The 20,597-nt window shown below is 61.3% G+C and carries 17 protein-coding genes and 1 pseudogene; 7 read left to right on the top strand and 11 right to left on the bottom strand.

Features of this window, described 5'->3' with window-relative positions:
* Genes puuE through P0M04_RS23165 form a run of 3 tightly spaced genes read left to right on the top strand, consistent with a single transcriptional unit; the run spans window position 1 to window position 3,969 of the window.
* Window positions 1-945 (top strand): allantoinase PuuE, encoded by a 945-nt coding sequence (gene puuE / locus P0M04_RS23175; RefSeq protein WP_259449426.1) that lies wholly within the window; start codon window positions 1-3, stop codon window positions 943-945.
* A 5-nt stretch (window positions 946-950) separates the two neighbouring features.
* Entirely contained in the window at window positions 951-2,723 is a 1,773-nt protein-coding gene (uraD, locus tag P0M04_RS23170; RefSeq protein WP_259449427.1) for a 2-oxo-4-hydroxy-4-carboxy-5-ureidoimidazoline decarboxylase, read from the top strand.
* A 1-nt stretch (window position 2,724) separates the two neighbouring features.
* On the top strand, window positions 2,725-3,969 hold the full coding sequence (locus tag P0M04_RS23165; RefSeq protein WP_259449428.1) for a M20 family metallopeptidase: 1,245 nt from the start codon (window positions 2,725-2,727) through the stop codon (window positions 3,967-3,969).
* 124 nt (window positions 3,970-4,093) lie between these two features.
* On the opposite strand, the gene P0M04_RS23160 is transcribed toward P0M04_RS23165, so the two are convergent.
* Both P0M04_RS23160 and P0M04_RS23155 read right to left on the bottom strand, forming a co-directional pair.
* A complete protein-coding gene (locus P0M04_RS23160; protein WP_259449429.1) occupies window positions 4,094-4,684 on the bottom strand; it encodes a hypothetical protein in 591 nt (196 codons plus the stop codon).
* Window positions 4,681-6,099, bottom strand: a complete 1,419-nt coding sequence (locus P0M04_RS23155) for a cytochrome P450 (protein WP_259449430.1) — start codon at window positions 6,097-6,099, stop codon at window positions 4,681-4,683. Before P0M04_RS23155 ends, P0M04_RS23160 begins: the two co-directional genes overlap by 4 nt.
* 416 nt (window positions 6,100-6,515) lie before the next feature.
* Between P0M04_RS23155 and P0M04_RS23150 the strand changes: the two genes are divergently transcribed.
* Window positions 6,516-7,676, top strand: a complete 1,161-nt coding sequence (locus P0M04_RS23150; protein WP_259449431.1) for an IS30 family transposase — start codon at window positions 6,516-6,518, stop codon at window positions 7,674-7,676.
* A 46-nt stretch (window positions 7,677-7,722) separates the two neighbouring features.
* Here P0M04_RS23150 and P0M04_RS23145 read toward each other — a convergent pair whose 3' ends face one another.
* From P0M04_RS23145 to P0M04_RS23125, 5 genes are all read right to left on the bottom strand, one after another.
* Window positions 7,723-7,896, bottom strand: coding sequence for a hypothetical protein (locus tag P0M04_RS23145; protein ID WP_259449432.1), 174 nt, complete (start codon window positions 7,894-7,896; stop codon window positions 7,723-7,725).
* Window positions 7,897-8,013: 117 nt separating this feature from the next.
* A complete protein-coding gene (locus P0M04_RS23140) occupies window positions 8,014-8,364 on the bottom strand; it encodes a hypothetical protein (protein WP_259449433.1) in 351 nt (116 codons plus the stop codon).
* A gap of 94 nt (window positions 8,365-8,458) precedes the next feature.
* Entirely contained in the window at window positions 8,459-8,950 is a 492-nt protein-coding gene (locus P0M04_RS23135; protein WP_259449434.1) for a hypothetical protein, read from the bottom strand.
* 4 nt (window positions 8,951-8,954) lie between these two features.
* Complete coding sequence (locus tag P0M04_RS23130) at window positions 8,955-9,446, bottom strand: hypothetical protein (protein WP_259449435.1); 492 nt, start codon at window positions 9,444-9,446, stop codon at window positions 8,955-8,957.
* A 618-nt stretch (window positions 9,447-10,064) separates the two neighbouring features.
* Window positions 10,065-12,014 carry a hypothetical protein gene (locus P0M04_RS23125; RefSeq protein WP_259449436.1) on the bottom strand — a complete coding sequence of 650 codons (1,950 nt, stop codon included), beginning with the start codon at window positions 12,012-12,014 and terminating at the stop codon, window positions 10,065-10,067.
* An 861-nt stretch (window positions 12,015-12,875) separates the two neighbouring features.
* On the opposite strand from P0M04_RS23125, the pseudogene P0M04_RS23120 reads away from it, so the two are divergent.
* Window positions 12,876-14,306: pseudogene (locus tag P0M04_RS23120) on the top strand (IS1182 family transposase); the annotation flags it as partial.
* A 1,119-nt stretch (window positions 14,307-15,425) separates the two neighbouring features.
* Here P0M04_RS23120 and P0M04_RS23115 read toward each other — a convergent pair.
* Complete coding sequence (locus P0M04_RS23115; protein WP_259449438.1) at window positions 15,426-15,872, bottom strand: hypothetical protein; 447 nt, start codon at window positions 15,870-15,872, stop codon at window positions 15,426-15,428.
* A 105-nt stretch (window positions 15,873-15,977) separates the two neighbouring features.
* Between P0M04_RS23115 and P0M04_RS23110 the strand changes: the two genes are divergently transcribed.
* The gene (locus P0M04_RS23110; RefSeq protein WP_259449439.1) at window positions 15,978-16,565 is read left to right on the top strand and encodes a DUF1349 domain-containing protein; all 588 of its coding nucleotides are present in this window, start codon (window positions 15,978-15,980) and stop codon (window positions 16,563-16,565) included.
* On the opposite strand, the gene P0M04_RS23105 is transcribed toward P0M04_RS23110, so the two are convergent.
* Window positions 16,566-17,153, bottom strand: a complete 588-nt coding sequence (locus tag P0M04_RS23105) for a TetR/AcrR family transcriptional regulator (protein WP_259449440.1) — start codon at window positions 17,151-17,153, stop codon at window positions 16,566-16,568.
* A gap of 79 nt (window positions 17,154-17,232) precedes the next feature.
* Here P0M04_RS23105 and P0M04_RS23100 point away from each other — a divergent pair, with 79 nt between their 5' ends.
* Entirely contained in the window at window positions 17,233-18,441 is a 1,209-nt protein-coding gene (locus tag P0M04_RS23100; RefSeq protein ID WP_259449441.1) for a YbfB/YjiJ family MFS transporter, read from the top strand.
* 25 nt (window positions 18,442-18,466) lie between these two features.
* Here the strand turns inward: P0M04_RS23100 and P0M04_RS23095 are convergent, their stop codons facing one another.
* Window positions 18,467-19,210 (bottom strand): EAL domain-containing protein, encoded by a 744-nt coding sequence (locus P0M04_RS23095; RefSeq protein ID WP_259449442.1) that lies wholly within the window; start codon window positions 19,208-19,210, stop codon window positions 18,467-18,469.
* Window positions 19,207-20,520: a diguanylate cyclase domain-containing protein gene (locus tag P0M04_RS23090; RefSeq protein WP_259449443.1), complete on the bottom strand. Its 1,314-nt coding sequence runs from the start codon at window positions 20,518-20,520 to the stop codon at window positions 19,207-19,209. The genes P0M04_RS23095 and P0M04_RS23090 overlap by 4 nt, the downstream gene beginning before the upstream one ends.
* Between the last annotated feature and the right edge of the window lie 77 nt (window positions 20,521-20,597).

The raw sequence follows: 20,597 nt of genomic DNA, 5'->3' as shown, positions 1-20,597 counted from the left end.
ATGACCCAGCACTATCCACGTGACCTCGCCGGCTATGGCCGCGAGCAGCCGTACGCCGACTGGCCGGGCCGCGCCCGCGTCGCCGTGCAGTTCGTCCTGAACTATGAGGAAGGCGGCGAGAACAGCGTTCTGCACGGCGACGCCGGCAGCGAGCAATTCCTGTCCGAGATGTTCAACCCGGCCTCGTTCCCCGCCCGCCACCTATCGATGGAAAGCATCTATGAATACGGCTCGCGCGTGGGCGTCTGGCGCATCCTGCGCGAATTCGAGAAGCGCGGCCTGCCGCTGACAATCTTCGGCGTCGGCATGGCCCTCGATCGCAGCCCGGACGTGACGGCCGCGTTCAAGGAACTGGGCCACGAGATCGCATGCCATGGCCACCGCTGGATCAGCTACCAGAACGTCGACGAAGCGACGGAGCGTGCGGACATGGCGCGCGGCATGGAAGCCATCGAACGCCTGACGGGCGAGCGCGCGCTGGGCTGGTACACGGGCCGCGACAGCCCCAACACGCGCCGCCTCGTCGCCGACTACGGCGGCTTCGAATACGACAGCGATTATTACGGCGACGACCTGCCGTTCTGGCTGAAGGTCCGCAAGACCGACGGCACGCAGGCCCCGCAACTGGTCGTGCCGTACACGCTGGACACGAACGACATGCGCTTCGCGCTGCCGCAAGGCTTCTCGCACGGCGACCCGTTCCTCGCCTACCTGCGCGACGCGTTCGACGTGCACTACCAGGAAGGCGGCGAGCGCCCGTCCGTCCTGAACATCGGCATGCACTGCCGCCTTCTGGGCCGCCCGGGACGCTTCCGCGCGCTGCAGCGCTTCCTGGACTACATCGAACAGCACGACCGCGTGTGGGTCGCGCGCCGCATCGACATCGCGCGCCACTGGAAGAGCGTGCATCCCTACAACCCCGACACCGCATTCGCGTGGGAGTAAGAACAATGTTAACCCTGGAGACACTCAACGCCGCCGACGAAGCGGGCTTCACTGTCCTGCTGGACGGCGTCTACGAACACTCGCCCTGGATCGCGGCACGCGCCTGGGCCAAGCGCCCGTTCGCCACCCTGGCGCAACTGAAGCGCGGCCTCGTGGAAGCCGTGCGCGACGCATCGCGCGACGAACAACTGGGCCTGATCCGCGCCCACCCGGAGCTCGCGGGCAAGGCAATGGTCAGCAAGACGCTGACGGCCGAATCAACGAATGAACAGAACAAGGCCGGCCTGACGAATTGCACGCCGGAGGAATTCGCGACGATCCAGAAGCTGAACGCGGACTACAACGCGAAGTTCGGCTTCCCGTTCATCCTCGCCGTGCGCGGCCCGCGCGGCCTGGGCCTGCAGAAGGCGGAGATCATCGCCACGTTCGCGCGCCGCCTGGCCAACGGCCCGGACTTCGAATTCGCCGAAGCGCTGCGCAACATCCACCGCATCGCCGAGATCCGCCTGGACGACAAGTTCGACCAGCACCCGGTCCTCGGCAACCTCGTGTGGGACTGGCACGAGCAGCTGGCCGCCCACAGCGAACCCGGTTACGCCGAGCGCGGAGAGCTCTGCGTGACGTATTTGACGGATGCGCACCGCGCGGCCGCCGCCCAGCTGGCAACCTGGATGCGCGAAGACTGCGGCTTCGACGACGTCACCATCGACGCCGTCGGCAACGTGGTCGGCATCTATCACGGCGCCGATCCTTCTGCGAAACGCCTGCTGACCGGTTCGCACTACGACACCGTGCGCAACGGCGGCAAGTACGACGGCCGCCTGGGCATCCTCGTGCCGATGGCCTGCGTGCGCGAACTGCACCGCCAGGGCAAGCGCCTGTCCTACGGCATCGAAGTCATCGGATTCGCGGAAGAGGAAGGCCAGCGTTATAAAGCCGTGTTCCTCGGGTCGGGCGCCCTGTGCGGCGGTTTCGACACCAACTGGCTCGACCAGAAGGATGCGGACGGCGTCACGATGCGCGATGCGATCGCGCATGCGGGCCTGAACGTGGACGACATCGCGGCGCTGAAACGCGACCCGTCGAAGTATCTCGGCTTCGTCGAGACGCACATCGAACAGGGTCCGGTGCTGAACGATCTCGACCTGCCGCTGGGCGTCGTCACGTCGATCAACGGCAGCGTGCGTTTCGTCGGCGAGATCGTCGGCGTCGCCAGCCATGCCGGCACCACGCCGATGACGATGCGCCGCGACGCTGCGGCAGCAGCCGCCGAACTGGTGCTGTTCGCCGAGAAGCGCGGCGGTGCCGTGCCGGACCTCGTCGCCACCGTCGGCATGCTGGAAGTGCCGAACGGCTCGATCAACGTCGTGCCGGGCCGCGCGAAATTCTCTCTGGACGTGCGCGCCACGACGAACGAGGTGCGCGACGCTGCCGCCAATGACATCGTGGCCGAACTGGCCGCGATCTGCGCCCGCCGCGGCCTCCAGTTCTCGCTGGAGGAAACGATGCGCGCCGCCGCCGCGCCATGCGCGACCGAATGGCGCCAGCGCTGGGAACGCGCCGTCGAGACGCTCGGCCTGCCCGTCTTCCGCATGCCCAGCGGCGCCGGCCACGACGCGATGAAGATCCACGACATCCTGCCGCAGGCCATGCTGTTCCTGCGCGGGCTGAACGCCGGCATCAGCCACAACCCGCTCGAATCCATCACCAACGACGACACCGAACTCTGCGTCCAGGCTTTCCAAACCCTTCTCGACCAACTCGCCACGGAATTCTGACATGACCACGACCGATAAAACCGCCGCCCCCTACGAGGCCCTCGACGCCTGGATCGACGCCCATTTCGACGAGGAGGTGCGCTTCCTGCAGGAGCTCGTGCGCGTGCCGACCGACACCCCGCCGGGCAACAACGCGCCCCACGCCGAGCGCGCCGCCGACCTGCTGAAGGACTTCGGCTTCGAGGCCGAGAAGCATTCGGTGCCGGCACCGACCGTCAAGGCGGCCGGCCTGGAGACGATCACGAACCTGATCGTGCGCCGCAAATACGGCCCGGGCCGCACCGTCGCGATGAACGCGCACGGCGACGTGGTGCCGCCGGGAGAAGGCTGGACGCATGACCCGTACGGCGGCGAAGTCGTCGACGGCCAGCTGTTCGGCCGCGCCGCCGCCGTCAGCAAGTGCGATTTCGCCACCTTCACGTTCGCGGCGCGCGCCCTGGAAGCGCTGGGCGCCCCGTTGAAGGGCGGCGTCGAACTGTACTTCACGTACGACGAAGAATTCGGCGGAGAGCTCGGCCCGGGCTGGCTGCTGCAGCAAGGTCTCGTCAAGCCGGACCTGCTGATCGCGGCAGGCTTCAGCTACCAGGTCGTCACGGCGCATAATGGCTGCCTGCAGATGGAAGTGACGGTCAACGGCAAGATGGGCCACGCGGCCGTGCCGGAAACCGGCGTCGACGCGCTCCAGGCCGCGACCCGCATCCTCGTCGCGCTGTACGACCAGAACACGCAGTACAAGAAGGTCAAGAGCCAGGTCAAGGGCATCAACCACCCGTACCTGAACGTGGGCCTGATCGAAGGCGGCACCAACACGAACGTCGTGCCGGGCAAGGTCGTGCTGAAGCTCGACCGCCGCATGATCCCGGAAGAGAACCCGGCGGAAGTCGAAGCGACGATCCGCAAGGTGATCCAGGACGCCGTCGCCGACAGCGCGGGCATCACCATCGAGATCAAGCGCATGCTGCTGGCGAACGCCCTGCAACCGCTGGACGGCAACCGGCCGCTGGTCGACGCGCTGTCGCGCCATGCGACCAATGTGTTCGGCGAAGAGATCGGCGCGGCCGGCACGCCGCTGTACACGGACGCGCGCCTGTTCGGCGAAGCCGGTGTCCCGGCCGTGCTGTACGGCTGCGGTCCGCGCACGGTCGGCGAGAGCAACGCCAAGCGTGCCGACGAGCACATCGACCTGGAAGACCTGCGCCGCGCGACCAAGGTCGTCGCGCGTACGCTGTTCGACCTGCTCGACTGACCCTTCATCGTTTCGTCGACATCGTAGGGTGGACGGCTCCGCCGTCCACGCGTTCAGCGGATGCCGGCACGGACGCGACCTATCCGATAGCGCCTCTCACCGCGTGGACGGCGAGCCGTCCACCCTACCCGCGAGCAAACGTTTGCAGGTATTTCGCCGGTATCTCAACGGGCACCACGTTCCCCATCAACGTGGCCACGATCAGCCCCGCGACGACGACACCAACGGCCGAGAATCCCGCAACGACCGCCCTCCCCCGCCGCAGCGCACACCCCAGATGCACGAACAGCGCGGCCACCGCCAGAAAATAGTACGGCACGAAGAACAGCACGGACGGCCACACGTGCAACCCGGCCGCCGCGAAGTAAAAGTTCGTATCGAGCCCACCCGCGCGCCCGGCCAGCACGGCCACGACGTGGATCGCGAGGAACAGCGCCACATACGCGCCGGATGCAGCCTGCAGCCAGGGAAGCACCCCGCGCCGCCGCTGCCGCCCCGCCCACAGCATGCGCAGGCCGCTGGCCGCCTGCAGCACCACGCACAGCAGCAGGACGGCTTCCACGACCGGCTGCCGGTATACGCGGCGGGCGGCGTCCATGACGCGCACGTGCGACTCGACGCCGGCCAGCGCCGCCAGGTGGTTCGCGACGTGGACGGCGACGAAGACCGCGAGGAGCGCACCGCCGGCCCGGTGCAGACGACGCGGCGCGATCATTCGGTGCGCGCGGTCAGCCGCAGCGTCAGCGGCGTCTCGGGCCTCAAGGTGATGTTGAAGACAGGCTTCGGCGGCGTCATCCCGGCCGGCACGTCCACCGCGTACCGCTGCAGGAACATCGCGGCCAGCAAGGTCATCTCCGCCAGCGCGAGATGCTGGCCCAGGCACACGCGCGGTCCCGTCCCGAACGGCATGAAGGCACCGCGCGGGATAGTCGGCGCGCCGGGCGCGAACCGCTCGGGGCGGAACGCCTGCGGCTCCGGGAACCAGCGCGCGTCGTGGTGCATCAGTTGCAGCGGTATGCCGAACATCGTCCGCGCCGGCAGCTGCCAGCCGCCCAGCGTGATCGGCCGCACCGACCGGCGCGAGATCAGCACGGGCGCGGCGGGATACAGGCGCAAGGTTTCCTGCAACGTGCGGCCCAGGTAGTCCAGCGCGGGCAGGTCGGCGGCCGTCGGGCTCCTCCCCTGCAGGACGGCGTCGACCTCCGCGCGCGCGGCCGCCTGCGCGGACGGGTTCGCGGCCATGCACCACGACCACCACGTCAGGGTCGCGGCCGTCGTCTCGTGGCCCGCCAGGAACGCCGTCATGCACTCGTCGCGCACGGCCTTCACGGGCCAGGCCGCGGGGTCCTCGATGTGCAGCGCCAGCAGGCGGGTGAGCAGGTCCTGCGGCCAGTCGGCCCGCGGCATCGCCATGCGCGCCCGCACGTGGCCGTCGATCAGCCGGTCGAGCGTGGCGAGCGCGCGGCGCTTCTTCGCCTTCCACGGCATCCAGTCGGGCCAGCTCCTGGGCCAATACATCTCGGCACTCCCCGCGACGCTCGCCTGGTGCACGGCCCATTCGGCATCGCGCGTGTCGGCCGTCACCCCGCTGGAAAACGTCATCCGCATGATCACGTCCATGCCCAGCGACGTGAAGGCGCTCTCGATCGGCCACGCGTCGGCATACTGCGGCCACTGCGCGTACGCGGCGTCCGCGGCTGCTGCGATCGCGGGCAGGAAAGCCTGCACGGCCTTTGGCGTGAACGCGGGCTGCAGCGCGTGGCGCTTCGTGCGCCAGGCGGCGCCTTCGGACGTGAGGGTGCTGTGGCCATGCAGTTGCGCGAACACGTCGATGGCGCGCTCCCAGCGGACCAGCGCGTCGTGATGGTCGACGAGCAGTTCGCGCACCCGTTCCGGGTCGGTGACGATGATCTGGTGCTCGGGCCACATCCGCAGGTGCACCATGCCGCCGTACGCGTCGCGCCAGGCGGACAGCGCACCGAGCAGGTCGCGCGACATCGCGCGCAGGAAGCGCCAGCCCGTCAGGCCGGACGGCGGTCCGGGAGGCCAGGTGCCGGGTGGATGGGATGCCGGGGGCGTGTCCGCCGCGCCGGCGTGGAAGGGGCAGGAGGGGGGCGTAGTCGTTTTCATGCCTGCATTGTCGGCCGGGTGCGCGGCGCAGTATTGAACGGAAACGACATGCCGGCGGGTCGTTATACTGCCGGGATCGACGTTAATCGTTAAACCCGAAGAAGCATCGCCACGTGTTCCATGTGTTGGCAGGCGGCGTGCGGTCAAGCGTTCTCGGGAAAGTCATCGTCCACCACCGTCGCCGTCGTTCAATCCATCGCCATCGCCACTTGAACCGTCATTCCCTCCACGGGGCCGATGCGAATCGCCCCATGGATCGCGATCCCGCTCCGTTCGAGGTTCCCGGTGTGTCGGTCTTTCCCTGTGCTTTCGATCGTCGGGTGCGGCATTGCCAAACTACGGCCGTGTACGTCCGCTTTCGACTGTGGATTCAACTGGTGAACGCAACACTCTAAGACGTATGGAGGAGTGTTCACATGAAGCAGAGGCCACGCATCTATTACACGGACAGCCAAAAGGCACTGATGTGGGAACGATGGAGGAAAGGCGATTCGCTTCAAAAGATTGCCCAGATGTTCGACCGCAGCCACTCGTCAGTTGATAGGATTTTGGCGGAGACTGGCGGCATATGTCCAGCAAAACGATGTCGATCCCCACTAGCGCTAACGCTGGCTGAACGCGAGGAGATATCGCGTGCAGTCGTGGCTGGCCAGTCGATCCGGTCCATCGCTTTCAAGCTCGGGCGAGCACCGTCGACAGTCAGTCGCGAGATCAAGCGCAACGGTGGCCTGGATGGCTACCGGGCCGCTCAAGCCGACCAACGTGCTTGGGATCGAGCCCAACGTCCCAAACCATGTAAGCTCGTCACGAATCCAAAGCTGGCAGGTGTCATCGCCAGCAAGCTGCAAGTCCAATGGTCGCCGGAGCAGATTGCTGGTTGGCTCAAGCAGACATACCCGAGTGACGAGGATTATCACGTGTCACACGAAACGATCTACCGCAGCCTCTACATTCAGGCCCGCGGTGCACTGAAAAAGGAGCTGCTGGCGCACTTGCGACGTACCCGGGACATGCGTCGGTCGCGCCATCACACGCAAAAGACAGGTGACCACGGCAGGATTACTGACACCGTTTCGATCAGCGAACGTCCTGCTACTGTCGAAGATCGCGCGATACCTGGACACTGGGAGGGCGACCTGCTCTTCGGCAGCCACAACAGCCAGATCGCTACACTCGTCGAGCGCCAGACTCGCTATGTGATGCTCGTGAAGGTGGCCGGCAAAGACACCGAGTCGGTGGTCAATGCGCTCGTCATGAACGCGCGAAAACTACCTCAGGAGCTGTATAAATCGCTGACGTGGGATCGAGGCAAAGAGATGGCTGACCACAAGCGCTTTACCCTGGATACCCATATCCAAGTCTATTTCTGCGATCCCCATCATCCTTGGCAACGTGGATCGAACGAAAATACCAATGGGCTGCTACGACAATATTTTCCGAAAGGACTGGACCTCTCTACGTACTCCCAGGAGAATCTAGACGAGGTAGCGAGGCTGCTGAACGAGCGGCCACGAAAGACGCTCAACTACGAAACGCCAGCACAGCGGTTCAACCAATGTGTTGCGAGCACCGATTGAATGCGCAACTCATCGCAGACTTTCACATTGGCGTACGCCGTATCTATCAATCTCCTTTCTTTTTACGGCTAAGCAACGACAAGCTGGCCGCCGCCAAACCACTAAACAAACCAACGAACAGTGCGCGCGCCCAGTCGAATTGGTGGCCGTCACTGAAAAAGCCTGTGACAAAGTTAGTGCCTAGCGCCGTTCCAAGACCAAAACCGACAAAGTAATTCATAACGCTTCCTTTTCTGCGATCGATACAGCAACCGTCCGGTTCTTGCTCATAGTGGTCCGCCGGCTGGGACCGCGTCCGCCCCATACCGGACGGTCGCATGCCGAGAATCTTGCTTACCTAGGTCCTTTTTGTCGCCGCATAATCGAAAAGCACTCGACGTACATGCTCGAAGAAAGGTAGATAGTCTCGGAGCGGTGTGTCAAATGGCATGGCCACTCGCTCATCAATCAGCTTTCGGACCTCAAGCTCTGGATAGTCAGCTAAATCGTCGAGCACCTTAATCATTGACGCCCGAGCGGCGGAGCTAAAGCTAGTCACATCCTCGCGCATGGTCAATTCGATGATACTGCTCCAATCGGTGGGATCATTGATGTCCAAGTCGCTCACCGCGTTGCACGTAGTCTCGTTGAGGTATTCAATATCGAGATACTTCAACCAAGACATAAAATCTTCAGAATCTTTTCTCATGTTCTCGAATTAACGCACGACTGCTGAAACAGAAGATGGGCAACGATTTGCATCTGAATTCGCCAGACGTCCGCTACTGGCCGATCTCGGCCGTTCAATGTAGGGCAGCTGTCGACGCTTTGCTGTCCTTCGACTTTTGCTGATACGGTGTAGGGAGATTGCCAAGCGACAGGGGAACACCATCTCTGGATTGTGCGGTTTCCTCTTGCTTTAAGGGGCCAAAGAAAAACGCGCGACAGTCTAGATGCAGTTGCTCTCGATCTCTAGCATCTACTTCGGACTCAGTCTCGAGTAACACTTGTGCATAGATCGTCGACTTGCGCAAGCGGCGAAGAAAGTCGGTATTTTCGGTCCCAAGGCTTTCCGTGGCTTTCTTGTGGTATTGCTCGGCGCGGACTGGGTCAATTTCGGCACACTTCTTCTCGAAAACTTCAAACGTTGCTATGAACGATGCCGACGCCTCGTCAATACAGCCGCCTTTGATACGGCATTGCGAAGTTGCGTCGGAAAATGGTGCGACCGCCGCGAGCGAAACTACGAGAGCAAATTTATAAAGGGGCCTTACCGTATCTTTTGTTCTCATCATTCTTTCACTGGTTGACGGTCCGCTTCTGGCCGCTCTCGGCCCCTCGTTGTATGGCCGCATCCGACTGCGCATTCAAATGGGCAAGGACTTTACTGCCTGGGTAGTGGTCTCTACACGGGTAAGCACGGCGGTAATACTCATTCCAATAACTTGTTACACGCCGTCCGAACGTTGCAAGGTAATCCGAGTTTTGTCTTACAAACTCAGCAATGGAAGAACTATCGCGGTCCACGATGCCTTCAGCAACCTCGTCCGCGATCTCAACAACATATTCTCCTGCGAGTTGAACGATGTAAGGGAATACCCAACATGCCTCGCTGCGCAGTAAGTACCTAAGGCATTGCTGACGTAAATAGCCGTCGTAGTGCCGCGTTCCCAGGCACGCCAGCACAAGTTTTTTGATGCCGTAGGAGGTGTGCAGCCTCAACCGTAGCAATTCACGATTGTAATAGAGACGATAGGGAATCTGTAGGGTTTCGTGATCGATTTTGACCATGAACACCTCAGATGGGACATGTATTTCTGTGCACGCGAGCAAAGCTGCGACATTGCGCACTAGCGGTCGCAAGTAGGACGGAAATCCCGCTGACTCATCGCATCTGGTTTCGCATATAGTGGTAAACACGAAATTTCCTAGTGTTGATGGGTACCGGTCGCGGCTACTGAACGACTGGTTCTGGCCGATCTCGGCCGGTCGAGTTAGCATAGCATGTCGCCGGAGCGGAAAGTTCACGGACTGCCACGACAGACCGGGCCCGATTCAAAGGAGCCGTCGGTTAACGAGTGTCCATGCCGAACCGGGGCCAGACCGATTGCCCCATAATCCAGCGCATGAATCGAAAAATCGTGACGATCCAGACGGTCTTGGCAATCCTCGTCGATTAAAGATGGTCCTTAGGGTTGACTCACTTGACGAAACATCGCGTCCTTTGAGCAGCAGAAATTCAGCGCGTTCACGCCGGCCTCGATTTAGACGAATAACGGGTCGAACAACAATCATGACCGTTCCAGCCGCTTTAACGCAAGTCAATTGATGAAGAAATGAAATGGGCTCCGCAAGCGTGCAATGCTAGCTTTGCGCCAAAATAAATCCGGTTTCGGCTTGCCCGAAAAGCTACTCCTTGCGCGGAGGAGGTGGAGGAATTTTCCATTTCGCAAACTTAATTTCAATTAGTTTATCAACAAGCTCCTCCTTAGACTTGAAATCTTTGTATTTTTCGAAAAACTGAGTTGGATTGGAGATACCAAAGGCTATCGCCAACGCGATTTGGTTCTTCACGGGCAAGCCGGGCAGCCCTTGAATCGCCGCGTCCTGCAAAAGATACAAAAATTGCGATGCCAATTCCATCGCGGCCGGTGTCTGATATTTAAAATATAAGATGTTTAGCTCATTCCGAACGCCTTCTATGTTTGTGGCAGTCATTGTAGGGCTTGGCTCTAACGACTCCAAATAAACCTTGGCATTAAACAAATCTGATTGCATATTTAGATATGAATAAGCAGAAGCCCCCGCATCAATCGCTGGTTTAAACATACTAAAGATAGACCAAGCGGTATCAGAAAGAGAAGCCAACCGCCTTCTTTTGATGTCTTCTTCGAATCCACTTGTAAGAATGGCGTTTATCTCCTGCACTGCCAACATTGAAAAGTTTTGGGCTGGCTCAGCACACGACTTAGCGCAACCTAAGAAAATATTCGCTGAGGTATTCCATTCCGTTTTGTTGGGATCGTTGGAAAGTTTTTCCTGCAAAGCTTGCCGCGCCTGAAGAAACTTTTCCAAGTCAGCGGCCGCCCGCAATTTTCGCGAGGCTTCCGTATCTGGAACATCAAAAGTTTGACCATAAGAAATTGACACGTTGCAATCTTTTCCTGGCTCTTTCTGTGCTACGTCACAAATTGTTGTAGCCACAGCTTTTCCAACCGCGTCAATAGGCGTCAATATGATGTTACGAACTTCGTGGGCAAGATGCTCTAATTTCAAACCGATTTTTTTCCCCCATTGATAAGTCATCTCAGTGCTGGTTACGGTACAACTTAGCTCATCGTCTTTTGTAATGGTCACTACTCCGCTTCTCCGCTGGGGATCCCAGCAGTAGTAGGGACTTTTGTGTTTCCAGGCAAATGGCCCCGTTTGCGATACGGAATGTCGGAAGGTCCAGCCATTTTCCGAATATTTGCACTCTATTATGCTCTGCTGATACGTCTCATCAGAGTATCCAAGTATACCGTACTCCGAAAGCCCCCTAATTTTGCTCAGATTTGTAGTCGAGACAGGGGGCGCAGCGTAGGTACACTCACTCCGGTCTCCGTTGTCATAAACTGTTAAGATTGTTCCGTCCATCAGGCTAGACGACCACGTTGTACCTCTCCACATGACCCTTGAATTGAACCAATCACCTTTTAGCGCCCCGTCCTTCGCTACTCCAACAAAAGTACGGGTCGGAAAATTAGTGTTTCCGCTGTATTGGTTTATAAGTATTGGTCCATTTGTTGGTGATCCATTAGAAAACATTTCAAGCAGAACCAAACTGGATCCATAAAGATGCGTGACAAGTCCGTCCAGTTTCCAGTCATGAAAGTTGCCTTTCAACGTGCGAGTTGCAGTTTCTATTCGACCCGGCCCGTTTGCCCTTCCGTTGACGAAGTTCCCAATAAATCGGAACTGAACCCTTTGATCCCCTAGGAAATTAGAAACCGCTTGGTCGGGATCAATTTTAAGAAGTGCGGCATCGGTACGAACTCGTTCCACAACTGTTTCTGCCATCGCACGAACCGCAAGATCTCTACTCATTAGTTGGGCATTAATCTCATTTGCTGAACTTTTTATGACGAAATATCCATCAAGTGTTCCGAAACCCGAAGCTTTCCCGTTTTCCCACTCCCCTCTGTATTGTTTGAGGCTTATTTTCACAGCAGCATTGTTCAAGGCGCGGAGGCTTGTATCCGGGGCAAAAACCAATGACTGGTACCCCGACAATGATCTCGTCGGGTTAGCTACTTGGTCAACTTCGATCGCCATAACATAGGGCGAGATAAAAAACAGGAAAAGGACAATGTTGGCCATATTAAATCTTAGCAATAGTTTGCACACTTGATTGAAATGCTGCGAAAAAAAATAGCGCAAATTCGAGGCGACGGGCTCAAGTCACTCCGTACAAGCTGCGTAGGGGTGCTCATTGCGAATGTGTGCCTCGGCCCCGCTTCACCGTTAGCGTTTGCCGCGTGTCCCACGTTGCGGACATCGGAGTAGCCGTCGGGTTGTGGCCGATGTCGGACGGTCGAGCTACCATAGCAGGTTGTCGAGGCGAAAAGGTCACGGACTGCCACGACCGGTAGGAACCTACCCAAACCGGACGGTCAGACAATGCGTTAAACCAAGTTACTGCTCCTCTCGCGGCCCGATCCCCGTACCTGTCTCCACCAGACGTGAATTCGGAATCCATCCTGTCACAGCGTTTGCTTTTGCATCCCAGTAAGTGACCTCCGTGTAGCCCTCCACGTCGAAATAAGCCTGGACTATATCGTTCGGAATAACGAACGTTGCCTTTAGCCGGCAAGATGCGTCTGGAGCCGCGTAAAAATAAGCACGGCCCCGACCGATCACCTTTCGGCCAGACATGTAGCCAGGGATGAGTGCTTTCTCTTTGTCGGCTTTTCGCGCCAACTCGGAGCAAGATTTGGTTGTTCCAGCAATGGCAGTAAATGGCTTGAATATCAAGAGCAAGAAAAAAATGCAACCGCGAGTGATACTTTTATCGTATCCGTGCAGAAATTGTGAAAATTGAGGAGCGAGCGACCGCTTTTGGCCGGTTGCGGTCCTTGCTGAGTGACCGCAACCGACCCAGGCTGTGTAAAAACATAGGTCCAGGTAAACGGAACCGGTCCAGTAAACGTTGAGCCAGTATCTCATCAATACGGATGCGACATGAAGCGCTTTATCGAAGGCGAGGATCGAGGACAAGGTACGCTGCTGCCCGAGCTCTTGGACGACTACGTGGCTGAGGACAATCCAGTACGTGTGGTCGATGTTTTCGTGGAGGAGTTGGACCTTGCCGGCCTTGGTTTCAAACGTGTGCAACCTGCGAAAACAGGCCGGCCCGCTTACCACCCGGCCGTGCTCCTCAAGCTCTACATTTACGGCTATCTCAATCGCATCCAGTCGAGCCGGCGGCTCGAGCGGGAAGCCCAGCGCAATGTCGAATTGATGTGGCTGACGCAGCGCTTAAGACCCGACTTCAAGACGATAGCGAACTTCCGCAAGGACAACGGCAAGGCCATTCGCAACGTCTGCCGTCAGTTCGTTGTGGTGTGCCAGCAGTTGGATCTGTTTTCGGATGCAGTGGTGGCCATTGATGGCAGCAAGTTCAAGGCCGTCAACAGCAGCGACCGCAATTTCACCGATGCCAAGCTCAAGCGCAGGATGCAGGAGATCGAGGCCAACATCACTCGCTACCTGGCGGAACTCGACACGGCCGACCGGCCGGAGCCGACCGCCAAACAAGCGAAAAATATCCGCCTCAACGACAAGATTGCGGCGTTGAAGGAGCAGATGGTCAAGCTCAAAGAAATTGAAGCGAAGCTGGTAGAAACAGGCGAAACGCAGATTTCACTCACTGATCCGGACGCCCGCTCGATGATGACGCGAGGCAGCGGTATCGTCGGCTACAACGTGCAGACCGCGGTCGACGCCAAGCATCATTTTTTGATCGTTGAGCACGATGTCACGAACAACGGCAGCGATCGAGACCAATTGTCTGGCATGGCCAAGAAGGCCCGGACTGCGATCGGGGCCACGACAATGACCGCCATCGCTGATCGTGGTTATTTCAACGGTAAAGAAATCCTGGCTTGCCATGAAGCCGGCATTAACGCCCTGGTACCGAAAACGAAGACGTCAAATGCCAAGTTCGACGGCAGGTTCGACAAGGCCGATTTCATCTACGACGCACAGAAGGACGAATATCGCTGTCCGGCGAACCAAGCGCTGATCTGGCGTTTTGCGACCGTCGAGCATGGTATGACGAACCATCGATATTGGAGCTCCAACTGCAAAGGCTGCGCGCTGAAGGACAGGTGCACACCGAGTCAGCAACGCCGAGTGACCCGCTGGGAGCATCAAGACCTGCTCGACGAAATGCAGGCACGCCTCGACGCCAATCCCGACGCGATGCGACTGCGGCGCTCCTCGGTAGAGCACCCGTACGGCACGATAAAGTCGTGGATGGGTGCCACGCACTTCCTGACGAAAGGACTGGAATGCGTGAAGACCGAGATGAGCCTGCACGTGCTCGCCTATAACTTCGGACGCTTAATGAAGCTGCTGGGCGTGACGGCAATGCTCAGTGTCATCAGGGCGTATGCCTTGATTTTGACGACACATGAGCTCCTGACGGTACTCTTCCTCCACACTTCGCCAAACGTATCGCGCAGAGACAACGGCCTGCTACAAGGCCATCCCGTGCTCCACAATTAACCGTGACCCAACGCAGAGGCCCCAAGTTCGGTGTTCATGTTTTTACACAGCCTGGACCCGAAGCGGACGCACAGCTTCCTACCTATTGCAGGGATGCCTTCCACTTTTCAAGCCGGCGCAGCATGATCTGGCCGAGCTCAGAAGGTTGTCGCAACAACGATTCTCGCAACGGTCCCTCGCAATTCAGATCGGTCGATTCAACCCCGTGAACAATGCTCCAAAAGACTCCAGCACCATCATCCTCGGGAAATCGTTCAAAAACGCGAACCCCGGCAGACAAGCTATAGATACATCCCCCTGCCAAAGTTCCGCTAGGAGCGTGTCTAACTCGCGCCGGTCGCCTGCAGGGCTAGGCTTAAACTGGTCGATTTCCAAGAGAATTTCGTTTTGCGGACGGCTCATCGTTAGTCTTTTGCAGAGTTACAAGGGCGACAAGTGGATTCATTAAACGTCCGCTCTTGGCCGAACTCGGCCGTTTGCTTAAGCACAGCATGTTGCCGAAGCGAAAAAGTCTTGGACGGTCACGACCGGCCATAACCGATCCAAAGCGGAAATTTGTATTTACGAAGTCGCTGACTTGTCTATCGGTTGACTAGGCCTAACTGGCATAGAACCGTGATTCCAACGAAGTAGCCACTCGTAAGTTTCTCCGTTTGCCGCTTTGATCTCAAGTGCCAACGTCCACCCTAAAGCAATGAACCGCTCTGCTTGTGTTGCACTGTGGGTTTTCGCCATTAAGGCTTCCTTCGTCATCGCCGCCTGTCCTTTTGAATTGAGCTTTGAGTAAGCTTGAGGGCAAGGTCCGCTCATGGCCGGTCCCAGCCGTTGATTGCGCGACAGCAGCCGACCTAAAACGGACAGTCGAGAACTGTTTTGCGTGTTACGTTCCGTCCGCCCGTCGGCTGAACTCGGCCGGTCAACTCAGGATAGCATGTTGCCGACGTGGAAAAATCACGGAGTGTCACGACAGGCGGGAGCCGGCCCAGAGCAGGCGTGAACCGATCAGTTAGTCTGTTCCCCTGACAGAAATGATTGCGGTGAGCGGGCAAACATCGCCGCAGGGGATTTAGCGAGAGCGGTAGCCACTGAGCTGCAGTCGGGTTGAAGCACCGTCCCGGTTGCGGGATCGAAAAGTCGGCTACTGAGCTCACAAACAAAGGTGCATACAGCATTGAGGTCTGCTTCAGATGCTGACGCGTTAAGGCGAACGCGTATCTCTACCTCGTCTGCTTCGTTGAATATGAAGTCAATACGAGTGCTGTTTTCGCTCCCAAACACTACCCAGTCATCCCCCATCAACCAGGGATCGTCCAGTGAGCCTACCAAGGTTCGTTGCGCGCTCAGCGTTGACGCAGTAGGAAATTGAGGAAGATCCCAACCACCATCCATTGACAGCAGAAGAGTCTTCCCTTCACCAACAACGAACAAATCGTATTGCCAGACCGCCATCGGATATCCTCAGTAGGTCCGACGCCCGAATCCATCTTCTCGTTATGCTGGACATTCCGAACATTGACCGGATATGCACGACTATCCGACCACAGGACAGATTACATGATTACCGAACCATTTACCCATTGCACCTGGCACAACAAACCGCCGATATACCGAATCGACAACGGCACGCTGCACGTCGTCACCGGAGAGAACACGGATTTCTGGCGGATCACGAACTATGGCTTCATCCGCGACAACGGCCACTTCTTCGGCGCGCCCGCTACCGACGGGTTCACAGCACAGGTGCGCGTACGCGCGGCGTTCTCCGAACTGTACGACCAGGCCGGTCTCATGGTCCGCATCGACGAGCAGCGCTGGATCAAGGCGGGCGTCGAGTTCTCGGACGGCCAGGCGCTGCTCAGCACCGTGCTGACGAACGGGACGTCCGACTGGGCCGTCGCGCCCGCCCCTTCGTTCGGCGACAGTTTCTGGCTGCGCGTGACGGTCGACGTCGGCGTCATCCGCGTCCAGTACTCGGCGGACGGCAACACCTGGCCGATGCTGCGCCTGGCGCCCTTCCCGGCTGCGCCACGGTATCTCGTGGGGCCGATGTGCTGCACGCCCCAGCGCGCCGGGCTGGAAGTGTCCTTCAGCGAGTTCGCACTGGGGCCGGCCCTCGGCAAGGACCTGCACGACCTCAGCTGACTAGCGCGGGAACATCAGCCGCAACAGGTCGTCCGCCACCGCTTCCAGCTGGCCGACGTCGCGGTACACGCGCTCCAGCACGACCATGCCACGTGTCGTCGTCGTGATGAGGCGCGCGGCCGCGGCGGGCGGCAGCGCGAGCCGACCGGCGGCGTCGGGCTGCGCCAGGCGGTCTGCCAGCGCCCCCTGCACGTCGTCCAGCAGGCCGCGCAATGCGGCGCGGATCGCGTCGTCCATCGCCGTCTCGTCCGTCGCGGTCTTGGTCGTCAGGCAGCCGCGCGTCACCTCATCGTCGTCGACGGCCGTGATGGTCTCGATCGCGAACCGCAGATAGCGCCGCAGCGCTTCCTCGGCCGAAGGCGCGTCCAGGGCCGAGCGCAAGCTCGCGAGGAACCACGTCCGGTAACGCCCGAACACGCGCAGGAACAGCGCCTGCTTGTCGCCGTACGCGTGGTACAGCGAACCGCGCAGGACACCGGTCGCCTGGGCGACGTCCTGCATGGACGTGGCGCCGAAACCGCGCCGCCAGAACAGCAGCATGGCGCGGTCGAGCACCTCGTCTTCATCGAATTGTTTTGTGCCTGCCATGCCCCGATTATCGGCATCCTTGACAGCCCTGTCAAGTTTGACTAACCTGTCAAACATGAGCCACCCACAAGGATCCAGCATGGACACCACCCTCGACCGCGCCGCTGCCACGCGCGCCATCCTCGCCGGCCTGTGCGCCAGCCTGGTCGGCATCGGCCTCGCACGCTTCGCCTACACGCCCCTGATCCCGCCGCTGATCGAGGCGCACTGGTTCGCCGCGCAGGACGTCGTGTTCCTCGGCGCGGCCAACCTCGTCGGCTACCTGGCGGGTGCGCTGGCTGGCCGGCCGCTGGCCGCACGCCTGGGCAGCCGCCGCACCCTGCAGCTGATGATGGCACTCGCCTCGCTCGCGTTCTTCGCCTGCGCCCTGCCCCTGTCCGTCGCCTGGTTCTTCGGCTGGCGCTTCCTGTCGGGCCTCTCGGGCGGCATCATCATGGTGCTGGCCGCGCTGAGCATCCTCCCGCAGGTGCCGGCGGAGCGCCGCGGCGTGGCCAGCGGCGCGATCTTCCTGGGACTCGGCCTCGGCATCGCGGCGTCCGGCACCGTCGTCCCGCTGCTGCTGAACGAGGGTCTGGCCGCCACGTGGGCCGGCCTCGGTGTACTGTCGCTGCTGCTCACCGTCGTCAGCTGGCGCTGGTGGCCGCAAGCGTCGGCCGCCGCACCCGCGGCAGGCGGCGGCCGCGCACCGGCGCATGCCGGCTTCGCGCTGAAGCTGATCTATGCACAGTACGCGCTGAAGGCCGTCGGCCTCGTGCCGATGATGGTGTTCCTCGTCGACTACGTGGCCCGCGGCCTGCACATGGGCACGCACACGGCGGCACTGTTCTGGGTCGTCTACGGCCTCGGCGCGACGGCCGGGCCGATGCTGTACGGCGTGCTGGGCGACCGCTTCGGCATCGGCACCGCCACGCGCATCGCGCTGGCCCTGCAGATCCTCGCTGCGACCGTGCTGGTGCTCGCGCACGGCCTCGCCGGCCTGCTCGCGGCCACGTTCGTCATCGGCACCTACCCGCCCGGCATCGTGCCACTGACCCTCGGCCGCATCCGCCACACGCTGCCGCAGGACGTACCGGCGCAAGGTGCGGCGTGGAGCCGCGCGACGACGATCTTCGCGCTGTTCCAGGCGCTCGCCGGCTATGCGTATTCCTGGATCTTCGCGGCGACCGGGGGCGACCACCGCGTGTTGATGGAGATCGGGGCCGCCGCTCTCGCCGTCGCGCTGGTGTCCGATTTGCTGCTGGCGCGCGCGGCGTGGGCGGCGGTGCCCACGCAGGCAACGGCACGCTAGCCCGGGCGGCCGTCGAGCCGAACGGTCAGGCGGCCCGCTTCTCGCAGGCGCGCAAGTCCAGCGGCGGCACGCCCGCCGGCCGCGCGAGGTAAAAACCCTGCACGTGGCCGATGCCGAGCTCGCGCACCTTCGCGAGCTCGCCTTCCGTCTCGACGCCCTCCGCGATCACCCGCGTGCCGCAGGCGCGCGCGATGTCGCGGATCGCGGCCAGGAAAGCCTGCCGCACCGGGTCGCGGTCGATGCCGCGCACGAACACCATGTCGATTTTGACCCAGTCCGGGCGCAGTTCGAGCCACAGGCGCAGCGATGCGTACCCGGCCCCCAGGTCGTCGATCGCGAGCGTGAAGCCGTGGCGGCCGAGCCGGCGTGCCACCCGGCGCAGGCGGGCATGGTCGCCCACCGCCTGTTCCTCGGTGAGCTCGATCGCGACGCGGCTGCCGTCGATGCCGAGGCCGGCCAGTTCGCCGATGAGCGCCCGGGGCGCGAGCAGGGTCGCCGCGCTGGTGTTGGCGAACAGCTTGCCCGGCAACGCCAGCGCCGCGAAACGCGACCAGATCGTGCGCAGGCAGGCCCGTTCCACTTCCGCCTGGCGGCCGGCGGCGCGCGCGGCGGCGAACAGCGCCGCCGGCATCTCGAGCGCGGAGCCGGCCGGGCCCCGGATCAGGCCTTCGTACCCGACGATGTCGAGGTCGCGGCTGGCGGCGATCGGCTGGAACACGGCCTGCAGGCCCCCGTCGCGCAGGATGTCGTCAAGGGAGTCGTGGGTCATGGAATGTCCGTGGAGTGAAAGAATGCATAGCCCGCGCCGCCGGCATGCTTGGCGCGGTACATGGCCGTGTCGGCGTGACGGATCAGGGTGCGCGCATCCTCGCCGTCGTCGGGGAAGACGCTGACGCCGATGCTGCACGCGGCGGCGGCCGGCGCGCGCACGACGCGGTCGAGGATGGCCGCGATGTCGGCGCGCGTGGCGACGTCGGACAGCACGATCACGAATTCGTCGCCGCCGATGCGCGCGACCAGGTCCTCGCCGCGCACCTGGGCCCTGAGCTGGCGCGCCAGGTCGACCAGGGCCAGGTCGCCCGCTTCGTGGCCCCCGGTGTCGTTGATCTGTTTGAGCTTGTCCATGTCGACGAACGCGACGCCCACGCGCAGGCCGCTGGCACGCGCGGCACGCAGGGCGCCGTCCAGGTGGGGCTGCAGGCCGGCCCGGTTGGGCAGGCCCGTCATGGCATCGTGCGTGGCCAGGTAACGGATGCGGCGCTCCGCGCGCTTCCGCTCCGTGATGTCTTCCACCATCGCGATGAAGTATTGGGGTGTACCGTCGGCGTCGCGCGCGAGCGAGCTGTTGACGCTGACCCAGACCGGCGCCCCATCCTTCCCGACGTAGCGCTTTTCGCGCGTCGTATAGGGGATCTCGCCGTCGAGCAGGCGCCGGTATGCGATCGCGTCGTTGCCGCTGTCGTCGGGGTGGGTCGTCTGCTGCACCGTCATGGCCAGCAGCTCGGCTTCGGTGTAGCCGACGAAGGCCGCGAGCCTGGCGTTCACACGGCGCCAGCGGCCGTCCAGCGACACATGGGCGAGGCCGATCGCGGCCTGGTTGAATGTGATGCCGCAACGGGTGCTGGCCGCGCCCAGTTCGCTGGCCGTGCGCATCCGCGCGCTCGCGTCGCGCAGCGCCACGACGAGCAGGTCGCGCCCGGCCACGCGCGCCCGGGTGGCGCGCAGCGCGACCGGCACCTCGATGCCATTGGCGCGCACATAGTGATAGGCGCCATCCTCCGGCGGCGCCAGCAGCAGCGCGGCGGGCGTCGGCGTGCTGCCGTCCTCGGTGCGCAGACGGCGGCAGATGGCGTCGAAGCCGATGCCCGGCAACGCGCCGTCGAGGTCGAGCATGACGAGCGCCGGGGCGTTGATCTGGCGGACCCGCCAGTTCTTCGCATCGACCACCACGACGCCCTCGGCGATGCCGTCGAGTGCCGCGCGGGCGGTCGCGATCTCGTCCTCCAGTCGGGCAAGCCGCCCCGCCCCATCGGAAGCAATGGCTGAGCTTGAAAAAATTGCTACGGATGATGTCGACATGGTATGTTCATTGAGCTGAATCAAAAAAAGCCACGATGAGGATTATTGGTCACCTCGCCGTCATAAAACAGATGCAG

This window comes from Telluria mixta, from assembly GCF_029223865.1.
Classification (GTDB): Bacteria; Pseudomonadota; Gammaproteobacteria; order Burkholderiales; family Burkholderiaceae_D; genus Telluria; species Telluria mixta.
This window is presented reverse-complemented; position numbering and strand designations above follow the sequence as displayed.